The 22,687-nt window shown below is 59.9% G+C and carries 13 protein-coding genes; 8 read left to right on the top strand and 5 right to left on the bottom strand.

The window, feature by feature from the left end; genetic code table 11:
* Positions 1-817 precede the first annotated feature (817 nt).
* The 4 genes from FJ938_RS12785 to FJ938_RS12770 form a co-directional block, all read right to left on the bottom strand.
* On the bottom strand, positions 818-1,513 hold the full coding sequence (locus tag FJ938_RS12785; protein ID WP_140694153.1) for a TetR/AcrR family transcriptional regulator: 696 nt from the start codon (positions 1,511-1,513) through the stop codon (positions 818-820).
* 571 nt (positions 1,514-2,084) lie between these two features.
* A complete protein-coding gene (locus FJ938_RS12780; RefSeq protein ID WP_140694151.1) occupies positions 2,085-5,162 on the bottom strand; it encodes an efflux RND transporter permease subunit in 3,078 nt (1,025 codons plus the stop codon).
* Positions 5,163-5,173: 11 nt separating this feature from the next.
* Complete coding sequence (locus FJ938_RS12775) at positions 5,174-6,286, bottom strand: efflux RND transporter periplasmic adaptor subunit (protein WP_140694149.1); 1,113 nt, start codon at positions 6,284-6,286, stop codon at positions 5,174-5,176.
* A gap of 12 nt (positions 6,287-6,298) precedes the next feature.
* Positions 6,299-7,828, bottom strand: coding sequence for an efflux transporter outer membrane subunit (locus FJ938_RS12770; RefSeq protein WP_140694147.1), 1,530 nt, complete (start codon positions 7,826-7,828; stop codon positions 6,299-6,301).
* 407 nt (positions 7,829-8,235) lie between these two features.
* Between FJ938_RS12770 and FJ938_RS12765 the strand changes: the two genes are divergently transcribed.
* Complete coding sequence (locus tag FJ938_RS12765; protein WP_140694144.1) at positions 8,236-11,196, top strand: winged helix-turn-helix domain-containing protein; 2,961 nt, start codon at positions 8,236-8,238, stop codon at positions 11,194-11,196.
* 591 nt (positions 11,197-11,787) lie between these two features.
* On the opposite strand, the gene FJ938_RS12760 is transcribed toward FJ938_RS12765, so the two are convergent.
* On the bottom strand, positions 11,788-13,215 hold the full coding sequence (locus tag FJ938_RS12760) for an efflux transporter outer membrane subunit (protein WP_140694142.1): 1,428 nt from the start codon (positions 13,213-13,215) through the stop codon (positions 11,788-11,790).
* A 1,122-nt stretch (positions 13,216-14,337) separates the two neighbouring features.
* Between FJ938_RS12760 and FJ938_RS12755 the strand changes: the two genes are divergently transcribed.
* From FJ938_RS12755 to FJ938_RS12725, 7 genes are all read left to right on the top strand, one after another.
* A complete protein-coding gene (locus FJ938_RS12755) occupies positions 14,338-15,570 on the top strand; it encodes an ATP-binding protein (protein ID WP_348642279.1) in 1,233 nt (410 codons plus the stop codon).
* A gap of 77 nt (positions 15,571-15,647) precedes the next feature.
* Positions 15,648-16,463 carry a GNAT family N-acetyltransferase gene (locus FJ938_RS12750; RefSeq protein ID WP_140694137.1) on the top strand — a complete coding sequence of 272 codons (816 nt, stop codon included), beginning with the start codon at positions 15,648-15,650 and terminating at the stop codon, positions 16,461-16,463.
* A 200-nt stretch (positions 16,464-16,663) separates the two neighbouring features.
* Positions 16,664-18,190 (top strand): carotenoid oxygenase family protein, encoded by a 1,527-nt coding sequence (locus FJ938_RS12745; protein WP_140694135.1) that lies wholly within the window; start codon positions 16,664-16,666, stop codon positions 18,188-18,190.
* Between the two features lie 414 nt (positions 18,191-18,604).
* The gene (locus tag FJ938_RS12740) at positions 18,605-19,036 is read left to right on the top strand and encodes a DUF2721 domain-containing protein (protein WP_210243414.1); all 432 of its coding nucleotides are present in this window, start codon (positions 18,605-18,607) and stop codon (positions 19,034-19,036) included.
* Between the two features lie 653 nt (positions 19,037-19,689).
* A complete protein-coding gene (locus FJ938_RS12735) occupies positions 19,690-20,118 on the top strand; it encodes a metalloregulator ArsR/SmtB family transcription factor (RefSeq protein WP_140694133.1) in 429 nt (142 codons plus the stop codon).
* Between the two features lie 501 nt (positions 20,119-20,619).
* Positions 20,620-21,498, top strand: a complete 879-nt coding sequence (locus tag FJ938_RS12730; protein ID WP_140694131.1) for a DMT family transporter — start codon at positions 20,620-20,622, stop codon at positions 21,496-21,498.
* Positions 21,495-22,478, top strand: coding sequence for an alpha/beta hydrolase (locus FJ938_RS12725; RefSeq protein ID WP_140694129.1), 984 nt, complete (start codon positions 21,495-21,497; stop codon positions 22,476-22,478). Before FJ938_RS12730 ends, FJ938_RS12725 begins: the two co-directional genes overlap by 4 nt.
* Positions 22,479-22,687: the final 209 nt, after the last annotated feature.

Below are 22,687 nucleotides of genomic sequence, written 5' to 3'. Positions count from 1 at the left end.
GCCGAGAAGTAGGCTCTTGATGTTCATTCTTTGACCTCCAGTGAAGTTAAAGGGGCCGGCCAAGCTTTCAGCCTTCAACCCCGTCCACGAAGCGGCGTGACGCGCCGCCTCTCAGCAAGGGATTATCGGTCATGATGGTTTGTTCAAAGGTATTTTTCGATCTGAAATCTGAAACGTCCAGATATATCTCCAGATGTTGCCCGATTATCACCAATTTTGATACATGTTATACTTGTGAAACAGTTTGGTACTTATGGAACGTGTGGGACGTTTGTTACGATTTACGAAATCCTGTTGGCCTATTTGGCGAGGCCTTCTTGCCTCCAGTTCCCGATGCTCGATTTACGGAAGAGCGCTTCGATTGGAAAATCTCTGCCTCGCAGGCGCTGGACGGATCCCCGCAATGGCTCCTCAACTGCTCAAGCGGGAGCAACGTCGCCGCGACAGCCCGAGTGGATGTGGGACGATCGCAAGTTCGACACACCGCTTGGCGAGCGCCGGCTCAGAATCTTCAATTTGGCTACTTCTGACGCCCAAGCAGGCGCGGCATTGGTGAGATCCCATGCGCCGGCGGTCATCGGCATGCCTGACCAGGTTTGGACATGGTCTGAGTCGGTAGCTGCCGGATCGTTACGCCGACAGGGCATGCGGCCGGGGCTGGCGGGTCACTCTGACCGGGTTCGATTCCCGCGCGTTTCACCAGCAGCTTTAGCCCCTCGTTGAGTTGACAAGTTTGGGTTCATGCTAGTTGGCTGGATGAATAAGCTTGGAAAGATCAAATTCGAAGGACCGGCTGCGGTCAAAGCCCGGAGCTAAGTCAGTCGGCGCCGCCGTTCAGGCATGCCGCGAGAAAGAATTTGACGCTGAGGGCCACATGGCCTGCGATCTCCCTGCGCAACTGATTGAGGTCTTCTCCAAGAAAGGCGCGCATGAGAGCGGGGCCTATTACCAGGTCAAGGAAAAACTGGGCGGTCGTTGCGGCACGCTCCGGTGCAAAGGCGGGGACGATCGCGATCTCGTTTGAGCGGGCAACTGCGCTCAGAACCTCTGCCACAGCGTTGGCGCCCTGCTGGCGCGCCATCTGGCCGACCCTTGGCAAGTGTGGAAAGCTGCCGACCTCGGCCATGGAGAGACGCATAAAGGCGACTGTGTCGCCACCCAACAGGTACTCCAGAACGTCTACCCCAAGCCGAGTCAGTCGCTCTGCGAGTGTCTTTCCGGCGTCGGCGCTGTCGCTGATCCCCGCCTTGATATTTGTGGCATTGCGGATGGCAACGGCAGCAAACAAGTCCTCTTTGGTGGCGTAACGTGCGTAGATGCTCGGCTTCCCAGCATGAGCAAGCCGGGCGATCTCGTTTATACTGGCTCGGCCGAGCCCGCGCGTTAGGAACACTCGGCGAGCCGCATCAAGGATACGCTCGTCCACTTCATGAGCCAGCTCTTTCGGTGGCCTGCCGCTGCGTGCGTGGGCTCGCTTGCTTCGCCGCTGTTGCTTTGTTGTGACACTGGTCATGCTTCATCCCTTTTGGCATTCAGTGACTGGTTGCTCCAGATCATTCGCCCCGGCATTTAACCCATTTCTGTGAATGCGAAAGGCAATGCACTCGAGCCAAACCGCCGCTGGCCCCGCAATGAAGCGGGCGCGGTCACTTGAGTTGCTCAAGCATACATTGTGTTTCCATGGAACTCGTCACTGGATCTGGCAGCCGCTGAATGTGAACCAGTGTTCGGGTTCGCGTGACTAATGCACTTTTTTGTGGTCACCCAGTGATCCAAAAACCTCAGCAATCCGTCTGGTTGTTGCAGGCGGGCCGAGATTGGTCGGAAGCTGGACCGTAATGCTGCCACTCGCTGGCTCCGGCACTAGCCCGGACCTGTCACATCGCCCGACGCTCGCGTCCGTTCAACGCTGCAGCGCGACGCTGATTGCGCACTTTTCCAATCGATAAGTTCACTCCACTGCACGACGGGCGATGATTTTTGACGGGCTTTGTCGCGGAAGATCGGCTGCTCGGACACGGAGTCAGCGCACTCTCTTGAAAAATACCCGCCTTTCTCCAGTTGCGCATCAAATTCCGCAATCCTCACGCGGTGTTGACCTGTTCTGACACGGCTTGGCTCGCCACTGCCGGCTCGTTCCCCTTTGCGATGAGCATGTAGACCGCGGGAACAACAAAGAGGGTGAAGAGCGTCCCGATCGACAGCCCGCTTGCGATCACGAGACCTATGTTGAACCGCGATGCAGCGCCGGCACCCGAAGCGGTGATCAGGGGCACGACGCCGAGTACCATGGCGGCGGTTGTCATGAGGATCGGACGAAGGCGAATGCTCGCTGCTTCGACGATGGCGTCGTGTTTGGACTTTCCCTCGGCTCGCCGTTCGTTCGCGACTTCTAGCATGAGAATGCCGTGCTTACTGACGAGGCCCATAAGGGTGACCAATCCTACCTGGGTGTAAATGTTGAGACTGGCACCGCCGACTCCAAGGCTGATGAAGATCAAAGCGCCGGCGAGCGACATTGGCACGGAGACTAAAATCGTGATCGGGTCCCGGAAGCTGTTGAACAGGGCAGAAAGCGCCAGGAACACGATGATCACCGCAAAGGCGTAGGTCATCAGGAAGCCGCCGGACTCCTGCTGGATCTGCCTAGACTGACCACCATAGTCGATCGTGTACCCTGGAGGCAGTATGTCAGCGCTGACCTTCTTGAGGGTCGCCAACGCATCCCCCAGAGCGACACCAGGCATCGTGACGCCCGAGATCGTGGCCGCATTGACCTGCTGGAAGTGGTTGAGAGATTCCGGAACGGTGGTGGTCTCGATTCGGGCGACAGTCGACAAGGGAACGCTTACGCCGTCGCTAGACATGATCGAAAAGTCGAGAAGCTGGTCGGTGTTGAGGCGAGCGTTCTGCTGGACTTGCGGGATGACTTTGTAAGAACGTCCGTCGAGGCTGAAATAGCCGACGTCATTGCCGCCCAGCATAGTAGCAAGGGCGCTGCCAACATCGTTCATGCTAAGGCCAAGTTCGGCCGCCTTCTCCCGGTCAATGACAACTGTGGCATGCGGCTGGTCGAAGCGAAGATCGTTGTCGAGCGCGATGAACTGTCCCGTCTTGCGCGCCGCCACCATGAACTGCTCCGCCACGGTGTTGAGTTGTGCGAAGTCGTTCGTCGTGCTGATCACGAACTGCACGGGCAATCCGTTGCTGCCCGGCAATGGCGACATCTGGAAAGCGAACGCGCGGACGCCCGCAATTGAATCGAGCGCCGTCTGATACTCCGGCTGCAGGTCAGCGGCGGTCGCCTTCCGTTCATCCCAAGGCTTCAGAACCCAGCCGGCGATCGACTGGCCCGCAGTCACGATCTGGAAGACGGTATTGGTTTCTGGCCGCTTGGCGATAAGGTCATAGGCCTGAGCTGCGTAAAATTCCTTTTGCGCCAGTGTGGCGTTCGGCGCGTGCGTCGTCAGGCTCAGCACGACCCCCTGGTCTTCGTTAGGCGCCAGTTCGCTGGTCGAGCTCGTATAGAGCCAATAGATGCTCGCGAGCACCAGCAGGCCGAAGGTTGCGACAACCGGCAGCGTCTTGAGCGTGCCTATCAACAGGCGGCGATAGCCATTGGTCAACGACTCCAGAGCGCCGTCGATGGCGCGTACGACCTGCTTCTCGAACGCGCCGAGTTCCTGATGAGGCTTCAAAAGATAGGCACTGTTCATCGGCGAAAGAGTGAGGGCAATCACTGCGGATACGGTGACCGCCCCAGCGAGCGTGAAGGCGAACTCTGTGAAGAGCGCGCCGGTCAAGCCGCCTTGGAAACCGACCGGAATATAAACGGCGATGAGGACGACCGTCATCGCGATGATTGGGCTGGCAAGCTCTCGCGCCGCCTGGATTGCCGCATCAAGCGGCTTCATTCCGTCTTCCATGTGCCGGTTGACGTTCTCGACGATGATGATGGCGTCGTCGACGACAAGGCCGATGGCGAGCACCAATGCGAGCAATGTGAGGAGATTGATCGAGAAGCCCATCGCCAGCATCAGCGCGAAGGTGCCGATAAGCGACAGCGGAATGGCGATGACCGGTATGAGCACCGAACGCCATGTTCCGAGGAAGGCGAAGACGACCAGCGTCACGATCGCAATCGCTTCCATGAGCGACATGAGCACTTCTCGAATGGAGCTATTCACGAAGGCGGTCGAATCATACAGCACCTTCATGACCACGTCGCCGGGGAGTTGCGCCTCTATGTCCGGCAGCGCCGCTTTCACACCCTTGATGACATCGAGGAGATTGGCTGTGGGTGCGGTCTGGATGCCGATGAAGACACCCAAATCTCCGTTGAACAGCGTGGCAGAGTCGTAGTCGTCGCTGCCGAGCGAGACGCTCGCGACATCCTGTAGTCGGATGATCGCGCTTTCCGATTGTTTCACCACGAGCTTTCGGAATTGCTCCAGGCTGTGCAGGTCGGTCGACGCGGAAAGATTGACCTGGACGAGCCTGCCCTGCGTCGTGCCCAGACCAGAAATGTAGTCGTTGTTTTTCAGCGCGTTTTTGACGTCGGTCGCAGTCAGCCCATAGGCGGCGAGCTTGACCGGATCAAGCCAGGCCCGCAAAGCGAACTTCTTCGCACCCATCAGTTCCGCCGTCTGCACTCCGTGGACCGCCTGAAGCTTTGGCTGCACCACGCGTATCAGGTAGTCCGTAATCTGGTTCGGCGACAGCTCCTTGCTGGTAAAGCCGATATACATAGAATCGATCGTCTGACCGACTTTAAGCGTGATCGTCGGCTGCTGCGCATCGGACGGGAGCTGATTGAGGACCGAATTCGCCTGCGTCGTGATCTCGGTAAGAGCCCGGCCGGAGTCGTAATTTAGCCGGAGATTGACGGTGATCGTGCTCACCCCAGTCTGACTGGTCGATGTCATGTAATCGATGCCGTTGGCCTGCGCGATTGCGTTTTCCAAAGGCGTCGTGATGAACCCGGCAATGATCTCAGAACTCGCTCCGGCATATGAGGTGGTGACCGTCACGACGGCATTCTGGGTGCGCGGGAACTGTAAAATGGGTAGGCTCGTGATCGAGCGCAGCCCAAGCACAAGAATGAGCGCGCTGACTACCAGCGCCAGCACGGGGCGGCGAACAAAGATGTCGGTGAAGCGCATTGGACGGAGCCTTATTGGTCAACCACGTTGGGTGAAGGTTCGGCCGGAGGAACGTGGGAATTGTCGATCTTGACCGGTGTTCCGTTGCGGAGCTTGATCTGGCCGGCGACGACGACGGTCTCACCCTGTTTCACACCCGAGGTCACCGCGATTTGGTCACCACGCATAAGCCCAGTTTTCACGAACACCTGTCGGGCGACCTGATTTGCACCTTGGCCGTCAATGAGGAAGACGCTATCGCCGTAGGAATTCCTGACGATGGCTGTCTGCGGGAGCGTGATAAACTGTTGCGGTTTTCCGATAGAGACCGTGACCTTGGCAAACATTCCAGGCAGCAAAGAGTTGTCGGCGTTCTTTATGACTGCACGAAGCTGGACGTTGCGCGTGGATGAGTTGACTTTCGGATTGATAGCAGTGATTTCTCCGGCGAATTTCCGGTCGGGATAGGTATCGACAACGGCGGTGATCGACTGGCCGACTTCTAGCTGGCCGAGCGCCTGTTGCGGCAGATAGAAGTCGACGAAAATCGGATCGAGTGCCTGGAGTGTGAAGGCTGTGGTGCCGGCGCTGAGGTATTGGCCGACACTGACAGCGCGAATCCCAAGCCTGCCGGCAAAGGGGGCCTTCAAGGTCATTTGCTCGACAACAGCCTGCTGCTGGGCAGCAAGGGCGCCAGCGTTCTTGAGGTTGGCGATGTCGCTATCGATCGTCGCCTGGCTGACCGCCTTGATCTTGAGCTGCTCCTCGTCGCGCTTGAGGGTTATCATGTAATTCTCAGCGGTTGCCTGCAGTGCCGCGAGCTTGGCAATGTTGTCATCGGCGTTAAGCTGCAAAAGGGTTTGGCCGGCTTCGATCTTGTCGCCCGATTGGAGTGCTATCTCCTTGACGATACCCGAGACCTGCAGGGCAAGATCGGCGCCGTTGACGGCGCTGAGCGAGCCGACTGCCTCGATCGTGTCCTGCCAGCCTTCCGCCGCAGCTGAAATGGCAGAGACGGTCTGAGTCGGGTTCGCCATTCCTGCCATCATCTTCTGAATCATTGCGGCTTTGAACTGTTGGAACCCGTACAGGCCACCAAAGACCAAGCCGAAGCACGCCAACATAAAAATCATGCGCTTCATCATGACTACGTCACCTCAATTCCTTGAAAAGGCCGTCGACAGCACCTTCTTGGAAGGCCCGGCGAAGTAACCTGGCTTGACGCGCGGCGCGGCATCGGGCGTTTCGTCGACACGATTCCACCAGCCGCCGCCAAGCGACTGGAACAAGGCTACCGTGTCGGTGAAACGTGCGGCCTGGGCTTTCACGCGCGAGATACGGGCGTTCTGATACGTCTGTTGCGCGTCGATGATGGTCGCGTAAGAGGTGGCTCCGGCCCTGTATTGTTCCTCGGCAATTCTCAGACTGTCTGCTGCTGCCTTCTCTGCCGCCGCCTGGGCCTTGAGGGTGTCAGCGTCAAATTGAACGGCGCGCAAGGAATCGGCGACATCCTGGAACGCGCCGATCACTGTGCTCTTGTAGTTGGCAAGATCCTGCTCGAAAGCCGCGACACTCGCCTCCTTCGTGTGATAGTTGCTTCCGCCATCGAAAATGGTCTGCGTGACGCTTGCCGCGACGCTCCAGGCAACACCTTCGGCAGAGAACATGTTGGAGGTCGAGTTGCCGGAACCGCCGTAGCTGCCAGTAAGCGTCACCTGCGGCAACATATTCGCGACATCGACTCCGACCTGTGCCGTCGCCGCATGAAGTGTCGCCTCGGCCACGCGGATATCGGGCCGTTGGCGCACAAGCGAGGACGGCAGGCTCACGGGGAGTTTCCGGGGCAGCGCCAGGGCGGAAAGATCGACTTTCTCGCCCTGATCCTCGCTAGGCAGGCGCCCGAGATAGGCCATGAGCTGGTCGCGTTCCTGCGCAAGCTGCTTCTGGAGCGGCGGCAAGGTCGCCTCTGTCTGCGCAAGCGTTGACTGCTGCGAAGCCACGTCGGATTGCGCCACGGCGCCAAGCTCGAACTGGCGCTGCACGCGGTCGAGCTGGTCGCGTTCCGCCTTGATGATGTCCTCTGTTGCGGCGATCTGAGCCCTGAGCGAAGCGTCCGTGATGGCCGCCGTCACCACATTGGCGGTCAGGGAAAGATAAGTCGCTTCCAGCTCGAAACGCTGGTAGTCGGCCTGCGCTTGCAACTCCTCGATCTGCCGGCGTGTCCCGCCGAAAATATCGAGGCTGTATGAAACGCTGACCGAGGCGTTGTAGAGTGTGTAAGCCGAGGCTGTGCCGCTTTTCTCGCGTGTCGCCGATTTGCTCAGGCTCGCTTCGGGAAGGAGGGAACCGCCCTCGGCAAGAACCTTTTCGCGGGCCGAGCGCAAAGCGAATTGCGCCGCCTTCAGGTCAGGATGGTTGCGGACCGCTTCCTCCACGAGCGCATTGATCTGCTTCGAATGAAATAGACTCCACCACTGGCCATAGACTTTCTCCCTGGAGGCAAATGATTGCCCGGTCCCCCCCGAGACAGCCGTCGCGCTTGCTGGCTTGAGGTGGCGCTCTACAGTGTACCTCTCCACAGACGGAGCTGCGGGCGAGCTGAAATCGGGGCCTACCATGCAGCCAGCAAGCGTGAGACTTGCAGACACAGCGATGCTGAGCCGGAGCCACCTATTGAGCGAACGCATAGATCCTCAAAAAAAAATTGAACTTTACGGTTCAGTTCATTTACTCGCCGCAGGTATAATGGTTGAGATCACCTGTCAAGATCGAACCGATCGGTTCGATAAATAGACGCGTTATCAGGACGTGCAATCGTCAGTATGCTTCGACGGGGTTCAGCATGCTGGGCACCCGCGCCTCCCCGTCGCCCTTCTCGTGCCGCGCAGGGCCCCTCGCCCCGAGAGATCGTCCGGTCAATGACAACCAGCAGCTCGACAAGGTTTCCGGCCGTGCCTTCCGCTACGAGTTCCGATCTTTGGGTAAAGGATTTGGCAATCATCCGGATTCCCCTTCTTTTGGCCACCGTTGTTAAAGACCGGATGCTCACCGACCCTACTCGGCGGCGTCTGGTGAATCTTCCTCCGGGGTTGGATTGACCTGGAATAATCGGGCGCATGCTGGCGCGAGCCGGCTTCACTGGAAAAAACTGAAATATCCTGGCGCATCTGCTACCTTATCTCCTATGCAGCCCGGCTCCGAAACCTGGGCGGGCCTTGCGTTCGGGCGTTTTCTCGTGTTCTCGCACCGGCGCGAGCTGCTCGCGGACGGCCACGCCTTAAAGATTGGCGGGCGCGCCTTTGACGTGCTGCTGGCATTGATCGAGGCGCGCGGAGCAGTGGTCGACAAGGACGCGCTGATGACGCGCGTTTGGCCCGGACGGATCGTCGAGGAAAACGCCCTACAATCGCAGATCTCGGATCTACGTGCCGCCTTGGGAGCGGACCGCGATTTGATCCGCACGGTCTCCGGCCGGGGTTATCAGTTCACCGGGGAGGTCCAAAGCGAGCCTCGTATCCCGTACCCTCACGAGGGCGCGGACATCTCCATGGCGCCTTCGCTACGCGTTCCGGGCCCGACGAACCTGCCGGAGCCCGTCTCGGAACTGGTCGGGCGCGAGGACGATTTGCGCGAGATCATCAGCCTTGTCACTAGCCGTCGACTCGTCACATTGACTGGTACCGGGGGCATCGGGAAGACACGCCTTGCGTTGGCTTGCGCACGTCACCTGCTGCCTCAGTTCGCCGATGGCGTGTGGCTGGTCGAATTGTCTCCGGTGATGGATGCCGGCCTGGTTCCGGCCAAGGTCGCCACAGCGCTCGGGCTCCCACTCGGCGTCTGCGACCTCTCGCCGCTGCGCGTCGGGCAAGCCCTCGCCGATCGTCAGCTGCTCCTGGTGCTGGACACCTGTGAGCACGTCATCGGAGGCGCCGCCGACTTGGCTGAAGCCGTGTTGCGTGCCGGCCGCGGGGTCCGTCTCCTTGCCACCAGCCGGGAGCCGCTGGAGTTGGAAGGAGAATGGCTCTACCCCGTGCCAGCGCTCGCACTTCCACCAGAAGATGCCGAAGAAGAGGAGGCGTTGCGCTTCGGCGCCGTTCGGCTGTTCAATGAACGCGCACGGGCGGCCAGCCCGAGCTTCGTGCCCAACCGGCAGGTTACGCAAGTAATCGCAGCGATCTGTCGGCGGCTCGACGGCATTCCGCTGGCACTCGAGATGGCGGCAGCGCGCGCTTCAGTGCTGCCCGTCGGCGACATCGCCGAGCGGCTGGCCGATATGTTCCATCTGTTGATCGCCCGGCGGCGAACGGCGTTGCCACGGCATCAGACATTGCGGGCGACACTCGACTGGAGCTATGAGCTGCTGCCTGAGCCCGAGCGCTTGGTGTTACGTAGGTTGGGGATATTCGCCGGCCCTTTCAGCCTTGAGGCGGCCGGCGCGGTTGCGGCAAGTCCGCCGGCAATTGCGCCGTCGGAAGTCGTCGAGGCGACTTCAACCCTCGTAGCGAAATCCCTTGTATTGGCGGAAGCGGCCGGCGCCGGAATCCGGTTTCGACTGCTCGACACCACTCGCGCGTACGCCATCGAAAAGCTTGGCGAGCGCGGCGAGCGGGAAGCGGTCGCGCATCGTCACGCCGAATATTACCGGGACGTGTTCGAGCGGGCCGAAGCGGAATGGGAAACCCGCCCCGCCGTCGCGTGGTTGGCTGATTACGGCCGCCACATTGACGATGTGCGCGCCGCACTCGATTGGGCCTTTTCGCCGGGTGGCGATGCGTCAACCGGCATCGCATTGACCGTCGCGGCGGTGCCGCTGTGGACAGATTTGTCGCTGATCTGGGAATGCTGCCGCCGCGTCGAGCAGGCGTTGTCAAGCCTCGCGTCGCTGCCAAGCCCCGACGCTCGCCGTGAGATGCAATTGCTCGCGTCCTTGGGCGCCGTCCGGTTGTTGACTGGCGGAACCACTCCCGAAGCCGAGGCCTGGTGGCAGCGCGCGCTCGATATCGCAGAGAACCTGGATGACTGCGATTATCGCCTGCGAACCCTTTGGGGGCTCTACGTACATCATCTCACGAGTGGGCGTTATCGGGAGGCGCTAGCGTTCGCGGTACGATTTAATGGCTTTGCAAGGGCCCGCCCAGCTGACGCGGTTGACGGCGAAACAATGATCGGCGACGCGCTGCATATGCTGGGTGACCAGGTCGGCGCGCGGCGGCACCTCGAACGCGCCCTGGCGCGCGACGCTGCCCTCGCCGATCGCCGACACCTGCTTCGCTTTCCGTTCCATCGGCGCGTGGCGGCGTATTCTAATTTGGCACGGGTTCTGTGGCTGCAAGGATTTCCCGACCAGGCGATGCGCCTGGCCCAAAGCGGTATCGACCGGGCAAAAGCCGTTAATCCGCTATCGCTGTCCTACGTATTGACGCGGGCGGCGTTCCCGGTTGCGCTCTTCCGGGGCGATCTGGCGGCGGCCGACGGCTTCGCTGTCATGCTGCTCGATCTCGCGAACCGTTCTGCGATGGTGCCCTGGAACACCTGGGCAGCAGGCTTTCGGGGCATGCTCGCTGTCAGGCAGGGCGATGCCGCAGCCGGATCGCGACTGCTCCGCACTGCTCTCGGCGAACTCTCCGAGAGCGAATTCCACATTCACGGCACGTTCTTCACAGCAGAGCTGGCGAGTGCCCTCGGTCAGGCGGGAGAGGCCGTTGAGGGCCTTGCGGCCATCGATCGGACGCTTGCCCGGTCGGAGCGTAACGAAGAATACTGGTGCCTGCCGGAGCTGCTGCGCATCAAGGGCGAGCTTCTGCTATGCCAGGGCGGGTCCGAAGCTGCGACACAGGCGGAAGATCTCTTCCGCCGAGCGCTCGACTGGGCGAGCCGACAGAGGGCGCTCTCCTGGGAGGTGCGTGCTGCGACGAGGTTAGCCCGGCTGCTCAACGAACACGGCCGGCCCCGCGATGCGAGGGCGCCGCTACAGGCCGTCTACAACCGCTTCACCGAGGGGTTCGACACGGCTGACTTGAAAATGGCGAGGACCCTGCTCAATCAGCTGGCGTAAAAGCCGAGCCACCACATCGTTCAGCCTAGCGCTGTTCGATAACCCGCTTTGCAGCCGATCGGAGGGTCTGCTTCGGAGGGGATCCGACGTCCCACCCGGGACGATCGAATGCGCTATTGATTGCGAGCAGGGGGCAAATAGAGGCGTCATGTTTTGTTTGGGGCCCACGATCCATCTTCTGTCTCTTTCTTAGCAGCGGTATCCCAGCCCGGCCTGGCGCTTCCACCGCTGACCGCCTGTGCGAATTAGGCCTTTGTCACGGTGCGCCCCGTGCACGGTGCGCTTGAAAGACTGCCTATCGGGCAAGACACAGCCCTCGCGATGGTCTTCAAGCTTGCTGAAGACGCCGAGAAGACAAGCTAGCGTCGCCTCAACGGTTATCAGTTGCCCAACTCATCCTCGGAGTAAAGTTCGCCCGACGGCATCGAGGTCGTCAGATCGCAAGCTCAACCCGCTGCAGCCTCATGCGTCCCGTCACCTCCGACCCAAGTCTGAATCAAGGGGTACATCGAATCTGGTTTGGACCGAAGCCCGCGCCGGTCGCGGGCGTCGCATCCTGGCGGCACCGATGGAACTCTCGCCAACCGCCTCTCAGATTTGTGGGTTCGGGTGATCAACTCCCGGCTTTCGAGCTTTCGGAGCCGGGCTAGCTGTCCAGCCGCCGCCGAGCGCTTTGCAGAGCGTAATGTAGTCCGTTGCTATGGCGACTTCGCTCTGGACGAGCGTGTCCTGAGCGGAATAGAGATCGTCTTGTGCGTCCAAGAAATTAAGGAAGTCAATGACACCGGATTCATAGAGTTCACGGGACTGGTCGACCGCCTGTCTGTAGGCGGCAACGCTCTTTTCTAGGGCCGCTCGCCGTCGTTTCGCGCGACTGAAGCTGACAAGAGCGTTTTCCACCTCCTCGACGGCATTCATCACGGTTTGCCGGTAAGCAAAATACTGTCGGTTGGCCTGCGACCGTTCGACATCGACCAGCGCGCGAAGCCGACCGGCGTTGAAGACAGGAACGTCAAGTGATGGGCCCAGCGCCCAGCCAGTGCTCCTATTCGACACGCCGGCGATACGCTCCACGGAAACAGTCAACGACCCCGAAAGCGTCAGGCTCGGGTAGAGATCGGCCTCGGCCACTCCGATATCGGCCACTGCCGCTGCCAGGCTTCTTTCCGCTGCACGAACATCGGGGCGGTGGCGCAAAAGATCCGCAGGCACGCCACTTCCGACGCTGTGCCGAGGCATCGGGACAGCTTCGCCGCCGGTGGCCAACTGAGTACGAAGGGTCGACACAGGGACGTCAAGCAAGGTCGCAAGTGCGTTCACCGATGCCTGCAACGAAGTTTCTAAGGGAGGGATATTTGCCTCGGTTTTAGCTGCACTGCCTTCTGCCTGAGCAACATCCAAAATAGTCGCGTTGCCGACTCGCCGGTTCGAGCGGGTAATTGTCAGGACCTGTCGCTTTGCTTCGAGTTCCCGGTGCGCCACCCCCAGGCGTTTTTGATAACCTCTCAACTCGACATAGTCGGTCGCGACGTCACCAAGAAGGGTGAGGCGCGCGGCGTTAAGGTCCTCTCCGGTGGCCCCCAGCGTGGCAAGGGCAGCTTCTCGGCTGCGTCGATATTTGCCGAAGAGGTCGATCTCCCAACTCGCCGCCAACTCACCGGAAGCAGTCGTTGTGGCAGAGCCGCTATCCGTCTTCTTCGTTTCGAAGGAGCCCGACGAGTCAAGTTCTGGCAATCCTTCGGCGCCGGTTGCCTTGGCAGTTGCGCGCGCCTCGCCCACGCGCTCAATGGCTTGAGCAACAGTAAGGTTCGATATCTGTGCTTGCGCGATCAGGCCATCGAGTGTGGGATCGCCAAGCCCCTCCCACCAGCGAGTCCCTGGCATCACTGGAGGACTTTTGCCTGCATTTTCCGCATAGTTGGCGGCGAGAGAAAGTGCTGGCTTGGTGTAATCTGGGCCTACACTCGCGCAGCCAGCAAGAAAGCAGGCCGCACTTGCCGCGATAAATGGATAACGCACGGATCAGCTCTCCTGGAAACAGCTATGGGTGGGGGGCGCTATGGAGGCGCAGACTAGGATATTGTCAGCACCTCGGTTGGCCCGGTCCGTGACGCCGAGCAGAACTGCCGACGCTGGGAGCCGCATCAAGAACAAAAAGTCCGGCATGATACTTCCTCGATTCGTGCGCTCCACCTTCCCGGGGTGGCGCAACACAGAACCCACAGGTCTCGACGCAGAACGTGTCGCAGAGCACCCGGCTCGGTTTGGCGAGAGTGGACTGGCCAGAGCCGAGGCTGAAAGTGAGGTGATTGTTATAGGGTGCCTGCCGAAACCGGCTGGATTCTCTGGGGGCGTCTCGTCGCAAGGCTGCCAGTTCACCGAAACGAAAGTCTGGAGTTGATCGGGCGTCATGAAGCGCGAAGCTCAGCTGTCGCCATCTTTTCGGCTGCTGCCGAGGTGCGCAGCAATCGCCATTTCGGGAGACACGTCCATGGGACCAAGGTCTCGGGCTGCGACACCGGGAGACGTCGCATCGGCCGTCGAAGGCGCACCGAGATTTGCCGCAGCAAGCTATGGGAGGGGCATTCAGGCAGAGCAGCTTCCATCGGCTCACCGATGACCTGCAGGTTCGTCAATAGTCTGGTCCAGCGCCGGCTGGATCATCGTGGCGATTAGAATGCCGAGCGCAGAAAATAGGATTCGCAAGCTCTTACCCTTGGCTAATGCTGACATGGTGCGACCATAGGAGGCTTCCTTTTCCGCAATGCTTCCAAATCTTGCCCAATGTTTCCTGTTGTAAGAGATTTGTTTCCCAACATTGCCCAACAGCCGGTGGAAACATCCAGTTACAAAAATCCGCTGCCCCTCTTCTCGAGATCACTATAATACGTTGCTCCACGCCCAAGGGACTTCGGATGAAACAAACTGCCCCATATCTTGCCGCCGACGGTGGCCACGAACATTCTGACTCTACTCTTCAAGATATCGAAAGGGTTTTCGCGTGTCTTCGGTCGATTGTCGTCTGTGGCAGCGAATTACCAAGCATCAAATTGTGAGAAAGCCAGGCAACGGCCTAATGGCTGCAAAAAGATTTTTCGACAGGCTAAGATGATTTCGCTGAGGAAACGGATAACACTCCTGTTGGTAATCTCCATCGTCAGCGTCGTTGGTCTCGCCACGCTGGCTGCTGTGAGCGTGACGCGGAGACCTCCACCGGAACCAGTTCTTCAGCCAATGGGCAGGCTGTTTGAACTGCTTACGAAGTTGTCAAGCGTGGAGCAGCAAGGGATCAGCCTCGACATTCGGAGCCGACCAGCAAGTGGCGTAGTCGACACTTGGTACACCACTGGCTTGAAAGACGCCGCGGGACGCGCGGGCGACGGTGTGATCGTCATTCAGGAAGAAGACAAAGTGGGCAAATCTGCTTCGGTACCCTTACGGGACGGCAGGTGGCTCATTGTGCCCATTCCCGACTTCTCGCCGCCTCTCAACGTCTGGATGGCATTGTCAGGCTGGATCGCGACTATCGTCCTCGGGGCCACAGCCGTTTCGCTTTATTTTGCTTCGGTACTTACCAGACCCCTAGAAATGCTGGAGGCGGCGGTAGCGCGCGTCGGTCCGGATGGAGTGCTCGTACGACTGCCAGAGGGCGGATCCGGCGAAGTTCGGGCCACCGCACGCGCTCTCAATCATCTTTCCGCACGGCTTAAATCGGCGATGGAGAGCAGAATGCGTCTCGTAGCGGCAGCCGGGCACGACCTCAGAACGCCTATGACTCGTATGCGTTTGCGTGCTGAGTTCCTTCCTGACGAGGATCGCGCGAAATGGCTGAACGACTTGGATGAACTAGACCGCATCTCCGACAGCGCGATTAAGCTAGTGCGTGAGGAGATTGGGGGAGGTTTATCCGAGCCGGTCGCGCTTGGGCCAGCCGTACTCGAAGTGGTCGAAGAGCTTGCCTCGGTAGACCTCAAAGTAGAGTTGGGCCGCATAGATGAGGTCTACGTTCGCGCTGGCAGTCTCGGCTTGCGACGGGCTCTCAGGAACCTCATGGTCAATGCTGCTACCCACGGAAAGGGTTGCCAAGTTGAGGTTGTTGGTCAAGACCGCAAGGCAGTCATTTGTATCGCTGACCGCGGCCCCGGGATACCTCCGGAGCTTCTGGACAGGGCATTCGAGCCCTTTTTCCGTGTCGATCCAGGCCGCAGGCAATCGGTTCCCGGTGCCGGACTCGGCCTCGCGATCGTCAAGGAGATCATTGAGCACTACGGCGGCAGAGTGACACTCGCCAATCGACCTGGAGGTGGATTGCGGCAGACCATCGTCCTAGATCAGAGCTTGGTTCGCCCTAGCCAGCCGCACCAGCAGGACTGAATATGTCCGGCAACAACCTATGCTCCAAATGGCCTCCACAGGTGAGGCTCATCGAGAGATCAACGAGGACTGAAGGCATGTTGGGTTTGTTTGGAACTGAACATCAGCAGGAGCTGCAAAAGCGCACCCATGAAATGCGCCATTGGATCGCCGGGACCCCCGGCATCTACAATGCCGGACGGTTCATGGGGATCGACGATCCGGACAGGCAGCCCTGGAGCGCGATGGAGGCGATGCTGGAACGGGACGCACTGCTGGCCCTTAGAATGATCTCGCTACGGCAGGTCGCCCACTTTTTCCCACGGCTGCAGGCCACGGGCTGCCGGGTCGACACCTGGGACATCTTTATCGGTGAGCCGCACGACGCCGGCAGTCAGGCGCACGCCATTGTTGCCGAGGATTTACCTGCCGGGATCACGATCCGCCCTCAGCTCGCCGATGCGGAGAGTGCTAAGACGCGGGCGGTGCAGCAATTCCTTGCCGCAAGCGGCCTCGCGCCATTTCCGGGAACGATGCTGGTGGCCCGCCCCCCGCTGGCGAAGACAATCGTGCTTGCGGACGAAAGCGGGGCGATAGCCGCGACCGGCCACGCCTATTTTCCGCATAACGCGCACAGCCCTTTTTGCGACCATGCGTGGATCGGCTTGCTCGCCGTTGCCGGATCCTGGCGCGGCAAGGGTCTCGGTCGCCTAGTCAATGCGCTGCTCGTGAATTGCGCCTTCACAGAACTCGGAGCGCGGTTCGTGTACGAGATGGTCTCGCCATCGAACCATATATCCCGGCGCATGGTCGAAGGCAGCGGCCTGCGGCTCGCGCCCGACCTTCGGTGCGGGGTCGCTACGCCGGCAAATACGGCAAGGTTCACGCAGTGGCGGTTAGCTAGCGAGCTTTGACGTCGAACGAAACAGGCCCGTGAGTACTACTTCGGTTATCAGGAAAAAGCTGCGGCGAAGGCTGTGGAAGATGTGGAGAACGCCGTGAAACCGGGAGATGGTCATTGTTTGCAAGTCTGAAAATTAGGGTCCATCATTGTGGCAGGTCGCGCTCGGGCGGCCCGCGTTCATGGCGCTCGCTTTGTGGGAAGGGTTGAAGAATGACTCATCGTTTCCCCGATTTGCCGATATTCGCCGGCTTCGACGCGCCTGGTCGAACTGAGGCTGACATTTTCGATCTCGAGTTCGATGGCGAGGTGCCGATTGCCCTCGACGGCACCTTCTTCCGCGTCGCGCCCGACCAACAATTTGCGCCGAAGTTCGGGACGGACATTTTCTTCAACGGCGACGGCTTGGTTTGCGCCTTCCGCTTCAAGGAAGGCCGCGTTCATTTTCGGTCGCGGTATGCTCGTACCGAGCGGTTTCTCGCCGAGCGCGATGCCGGCAAAGCGCTCTTCGGCGCCTATCGCAATCCTTTCACTGACGACCCCAGCGTGGTCGGAAAAGTGCGCGGCACGGCCAATACCAATGTTGTGGTTCACGGTGGTCGCCTGCTCGCGCTGAAGGAGGACAGTCCGCCGACCGCAATGGATCCGCATTCGCTGGAAACGACGAAAAGCGTTTTCCGCTTCGACGGCGGATTGACGAGCGAGACGTTCACCGCCCATCCGAAGATCGATCCCACCACCGGGGAGATGATTTCGATCAATTATGAGGCGAACGGTCTTGCGACGGCGGACTTCACCTATTGTGTGATCGACAAAGAGGGGCGCGTAACCCGCGAGCTTTGGCTCAAGGCACCCTATCCGGCGATGATCCATGACATCGGCGTCACCGAAAACTATGTCATCATACCGGTCATGCCGCTGACGGCCGATATCGAGCGACTTAAGGCCGGCAAGCCTCATTTCACCTATCGGCCGGACCTAGACCAGGTTTACGGCGTACTTCCCCGGGAAGGAGAAGCATCGGACCTGCGCTGGTTCCATGTCTCCCATGGCCTGCAGGGCCATGCCATCAACGCGTTCGACGAGGGCGGGAAAGTCTATCTCGACATCGGCGTTACCGACGGTAACGTCTTTTCTTTCTTCCCCGAGGCGGACGGCAGGGTCCAGGACGTCCGTACCGTTCGCGGTGGACCGGTTCGCTGGACCTTTGACATGAAGACCAACGCCACGCCCCAATGTCGTCCTCTGGCGGAGTTTGGCGGAGAATTCCCGCACGTCGACGACCGCTATGCCACGAGGGCATACCGGCATGGCTACGCCGGTTCGATGGATCCAAGTGCCCCGTATGACTTCGAGCGGTGCGGACCGCCGACAGCGAACTTCTTCCTCAACACCGTCATGCATATCGACACTGCCTCCGGCACCATGAAGAAATGGTCCCCGGGGCCGACCTCGGCGGTGCAGGAGCCCGTGTTTGCACCGCGTAGCGCCGACGCTCCCGAAGGTGACGGGTATATCCTCGTTCTCGTGAGTCGCCTCTTGGAGAACCGCACCGACCTCGTCGTGCTCGACGCGCAGCATATCGAGGAAGGTCCGCTCGCGACCATCCGTCTACCCATTCGCCTACGCTCTGGACTTCACGGCAATTGGGTCCCGGCGATCGCCATGAAGGCAGACGCGAGCAGGTCATCTTGCATAGCAGCCGGAGTTCGGGCCGAAGATGGCGTTCATGAGGGCTGACGATCTACTCACTATGCGCACGCAAGCGAGGCCACACAACATTGCCCGCGATCGGGCTCGCTTCCGGGATTCGTCGGGAGCTAGTGCAATCTTCGATGTCCGCCGCGGACGCCGCGAGCTTCGGTCTCGAGATGAAGCTCGCGTTGCGGCGAGCGTGGCCGGACTGAATCAGGAGAGCCTGACGTGATGCCGTTCTGCAGCTCTTCTTCCGTGTCTCGCCTCGCCGCTGGCGGCGACCGGAACGCGATTTCGCCACGTGCGAGTGTGCCGCTGTTGCTGGTTGTGCTGAGCCTAGTCGCACACCACCGAGCCTGGCCACGATGATGACGCACCGATCCTGTTGTCGACCGGCACTCTACCTAATTGTCCAGACAACGCTTAAAGAGTCGAGGGCGGTTGTTAAAGAAAGGCTCTATGGCGATGCAGCCTGAGGTCGACTCGATTGCGCACGTTATTCAGCTGTCGGTAGCACCCGTGTTTCTGCTCACTGCTGTAGTCGCAATGCTCGGCGTTTTGACCAATCGCCTGGCGCGCGCGATTGACCGAACAAGGGTTCTGGAAGGCCGGGTCGACGAGACTACGGCGGAGGCGGGTGATCTTCTGGATCGCGAATTGAAGCTGCACTCGCGCCGAATAAGAATTATCTACGGAGCGATGGCTTTGTGCACCCTTTGCGGGCTGCTGATATCAGGCGTGGTCATCACGTTGTTCGCTGGCGCCTTGTTGGCGATATCAGTAGCGATCCCGATTGCGGTAGAGTTTGTCGCGGCCGTCCTAGCCCTTATCGGGGCCTTGATGGCGTTTCTCAGAGAGGTCCACTTGGCCACGACCCACCACCCGGGATAGATCTCAGATCAGTATTGCCGTCCCAACCACGGGGTCCGGCTTGGACGATGCCCCCGCAGCTCGGGCGCACGCTCGCAGCAGGCGCGTAGCACAATCTAGAAACTCAGTCGAAGAGCTGGGCAAGCACTCGAAGGTGAACTGCGGCCTCTGGCGAGTCGCGTCAATCGTAACCCTGAAGCCGCAGGCGTTCTGCCCGACTTTGAAGGCCGGCGATAAGATTCCTAGGTGATTAAATGTCTCTTCCATCTCAATAAGACGCGGCTTTATCCGGCTCCGGAAGTCTTTGTTCCTACCGTCGACCTCAACCCCTAACCAAGCACCAGCTCTCCGTCAAACAGTCCAAACGCTTGGGGCAAGACGTCCCCACAAGCCCGGCGCCTCAGGGCTGGCGTTTCGCATTGTTGACGGAGGCCCCAACCTAGGTTAATCCGAAACGAAACCGTTTCGTTTCGTTACTCGAACTCGCCGCGAATGAGGCCACAATGAATACGGAGTTCCCTGTCCACGCGAAACTATATCCCTACGGGATCGCCGCGCCCAATCTGAATAGGGTTCAGTGGTACCGAAGCGCTCTTGTCATGAAGGTCAACCATCACTCGTCGCTGCCGTCCGAGGCAGCGAACCGTACTCCGTTCTCGGCCTTGGGTTAATACGTGCGGTCATACGTCAGAAAGCGGCTCGCCGAAATCAAAGCCGATCCGTCACTCATCAGGCAGACTCGGCCGAAGACGGCTGAACTGAGCCGCGCCGAAAACGTGACCATGGCGGCGACGATCTTAGACGCGATGGGACACCACAGGCGACTGCTGACCGTGATCTATCTCAGCGAAGGTGAGATGACCGTGACGGATCTGGTTTCCAAAGTTGGCGGAAGCCCCGCCTCCCTCTCGCATCATTTGAAGGAACTGACCGAACTCGGCATCATCGAATTCCGCAGCGAAGGGCCGTGGCGCTTCTATTCCTGCGCATCTGCCACAGTGAAGGCTGTTATCGAAAAACTCGACAGGCTCGCCTTGGCCGACAAGCTGCCCGGCCTCTCGATGAGCGTAGTTGCCCAAGATTTAGACGCCGGCATGTCGTAATGATCGAACATCGGAATGCGGCCTTTCCAATACTCGACAGGCACGTCCTGCTGCACCGCGTCCCAATACTTGCGAGCCTTCCGTCGTCGACGCGGAAGATGTCAACGACCACGGCGGGTTGGGGAAGCCAATCAGTCCAGCGCCATGGATCATCTTGCTGTTGCCGTCGGCGACTGTAGCGATCGACTGCCGACCCATCCCTATCCAGGAAAAGCTCTTTCATGGCCGTTTCAACGAGCTTCTTATTCGACGTGCCAACAGCGTATGACGCCTCAGCATCAAAGGCAGCCATCGCAATCGCGAGGCCGGCTACCGTAATGGTGGTTTTGAACTTTGCTTATCTCCCTTTGGGTTTTCTCGAGGAACCTACCATCCGGAGTGAGGCTGGTTGCAGAAGGGTCGTTTACTTAGTTCCGGAGTCTTTGCCTCACCGCATGGAAAGCCTCAGCCGCGCAGTCCGGACCTTCGTCATCGACTTTTCAGGGCGCGGGGGAGAAGTGGATGTCTAAGCTGAAAGCCAATCTGCTGCTGCTTGTTGCAGCGGCCATGTGGGGCTTCGGAAACGTGTGGCAAAAGACGGTCCTTGATCATCTCGACCCATTGAGTGCAGTCGGCATCCGTTGCCTGATCGGCGGGCTGTTGGTGTTACCGCTGCTCGTGCGCGAAAGCAAAATGCCGAAGGCCTGGGGCTTCTACGCCAGCCTGGCGAGAGTGGCGCTGCTGTTTTCGGTGGCGATCACGCTTCAACAGATCGCCTATGGTGGCACCTCGGTCACCAACGCCTCCTTCCTGATCACCACAGCGACGGTGATGACGCCACCTATGGCATGGTTGCTCATCGGCGAGCGTCTGACCTTGGCAGTGGGGCTGGCCGGCGCGTTGACCCTCTTTGGTGCCCTCCTGCTTGCAGGCAGCATTTCGGGTTTTGGGTATGGCGACCTGACCGTTCTTTTGGCGGCAGCATGTTACGCGCTGTGGACCGTCGAGCTTGGCCGCCACATGCAGGCCTATGCTCGTCCTCTCACTGCCATGGCGGCACAATTCCTCGGAACAGCCGCGTTTACCCTGCCACTTGGCCTCATCGAGGGTAATCTGTCGTCCGGTACAGCGCTGCAGGCTTGGCAAGAGCTTATATTGCTCGGCCTGTTCTCGACTGCTGCACCGTATGGCATCCAGACAATCGTCCAGCGTTTCACGACTGCCAGCCAGGCGGCGGTAATCATCAGTGCAGATAGCATATTCGGCGGAATCGGCGGTGCAGTCTTCCTGGGCGAACAGATCACACTCGGCGCCGCCTTGGGTGCGACCTGCATATTCGCCGCCATCCTCTATCTCACCTGGTCGGCAACATCGGCTCAGCGGAGCGTTCAGGCAGCATGACCGACTACAAAAAGCTAATCGACGACGAAACCTGGGCCTTCATCGAGAAGACCAATTCCTATTATCCGCCCGACGCGATCGACTGCACGGTTTCCCAGCAGCGCGAAATCTACGACCGGATGTGCCGCGAGTTCTTCGCCGGCTATCCGCAAGGCGTGACGGCCGAGACGACCATCACCGGGGCGCCAACGAATAGCATCCCGATCCGCATCTATCGCAGTGCATCGTCGGACAAAGCGGCGACGGTTCTCTATGTTCATGGCGGCGGCTTCATCTTGGGCGGGCTCGACAGCCATGACGACGTCTGCGCCGAGCTTTGTGCCCGCACTGGCTTCGAGGTGGTCTCGGTCGACTACCGGCTGGCCCCGGAGCACCTGCATCCGGTCGCCTTCGACGACGCGCTGAACACCTTCGAATGGGCCGCCAGGACTTACAATAGCCGCTTGGTCCTTTGCGGCGACAGCGCCGGCGGCAATCTCTGCGCCGCCGTCGCGCATGCGACGCGTGGTCATGCGAAGAAGCCCATCGGCCAGGTGCTGATCTACCCCGGCCTTGGCAGCGACCACTCGCGCCGGTCCTACGCCGACCACGCCGAGGCGCCGATGCTGACCGTGCGCGACCTCGAATTCTACAAGCATATCCGCACCGGCGGCGTCGACCGGACCGGCGACATCACGCTGTACCCGCTCGCCGACGCCGATTTCTCCAACCTGCCGCCGACGGTGCTGATCACCGCAGAATGCGACCCGCTGTCGTCCGACGGCGAGGCCTATCGCGACCGCGTCATAGCTGCCGGCGGCCGAGCCGTCTGGTTCGAGGAGCCGGGCCTAGTGCATGGCTATCTCAGGGCCCGGCACACGGTCGGACGGGCGCGGGCAAGCTTCACCCGAATGGTCGACGCGGTGTCGGCGCTGGGCAAAGGCGAATGGATATGGGATATTCCCGCGCCACTGAAAAATACCACGCGCCCATCTTCCTGAACTTGCAACAGTAATTCCGGAATGCCTGGCATTTATGATAATCGCACAGTCACGCCCCCGACTAATCATCTTTGACGGGCCACCATTCGCAAGCGGAATCGAGAAAGGTCAAGGGACTCTTGAGAGCGGCCTGACATACTGACTTCGATTTGGATGTCCGCTTCGAGGTCTGGCGCAAGCTGACTTCAATGGCCGACATCAGGCGCAAA

Source organism: Mesorhizobium sp. B2-4-14 (assembly GCF_006442155.1).
Classification (GTDB): domain Bacteria; phylum Pseudomonadota; class Alphaproteobacteria; order Rhizobiales; family Rhizobiaceae; genus Mesorhizobium.
This window is presented reverse-complemented; position numbering and strand designations above follow the sequence as displayed.

Bases quoted from the DNA above. Each gene is read 5' to 3' on its own strand.
- FJ938_RS12770 (WP_140694147.1), bottom strand. From the start codon at position 7,828: ATGCGTTCGCTCAATAGGTGGCTCCGGCTCAGCATCGCTGTGTCTGCA.
- FJ938_RS12750 (WP_140694137.1), top strand. From the start codon at position 15,648: ATGTTGGGTTTGTTTGGAACTGAACATCAGCAGGAGCTGCAAAAGCGC.
- FJ938_RS12740 (WP_210243414.1), top strand. From the start codon at position 18,605: ATGGCGATGCAGCCTGAGGTCGACTCGATTGCGCACGTTATTCAGCTG.
- FJ938_RS12725 (WP_140694129.1), top strand. From the start codon at position 21,495: ATGACCGACTACAAAAAGCTAATCGACGACGAAACCTGGGCCTTCATC.
- FJ938_RS12775 (WP_140694149.1), bottom strand. From the start codon at position 6,286: ATGATGAAGCGCATGATTTTTATGTTGGCGTGCTTCGGCTTGGTCTTT.
- FJ938_RS12780 (WP_140694151.1), bottom strand. From the start codon at position 5,162: ATGCGCTTCACCGACATCTTTGTTCGCCGCCCCGTGCTGGCGCTGGTA.
- FJ938_RS12730 (WP_140694131.1), top strand. From the start codon at position 20,620: ATGTCTAAGCTGAAAGCCAATCTGCTGCTGCTTGTTGCAGCGGCCATG.
- FJ938_RS12745 (WP_140694135.1), top strand. From the start codon at position 16,664: ATGACTCATCGTTTCCCCGATTTGCCGATATTCGCCGGCTTCGACGCG.
- FJ938_RS12785 (WP_140694153.1), bottom strand. From the start codon at position 1,513: ATGACCAGTGTCACAACAAAGCAACAGCGGCGAAGCAAGCGAGCCCAC.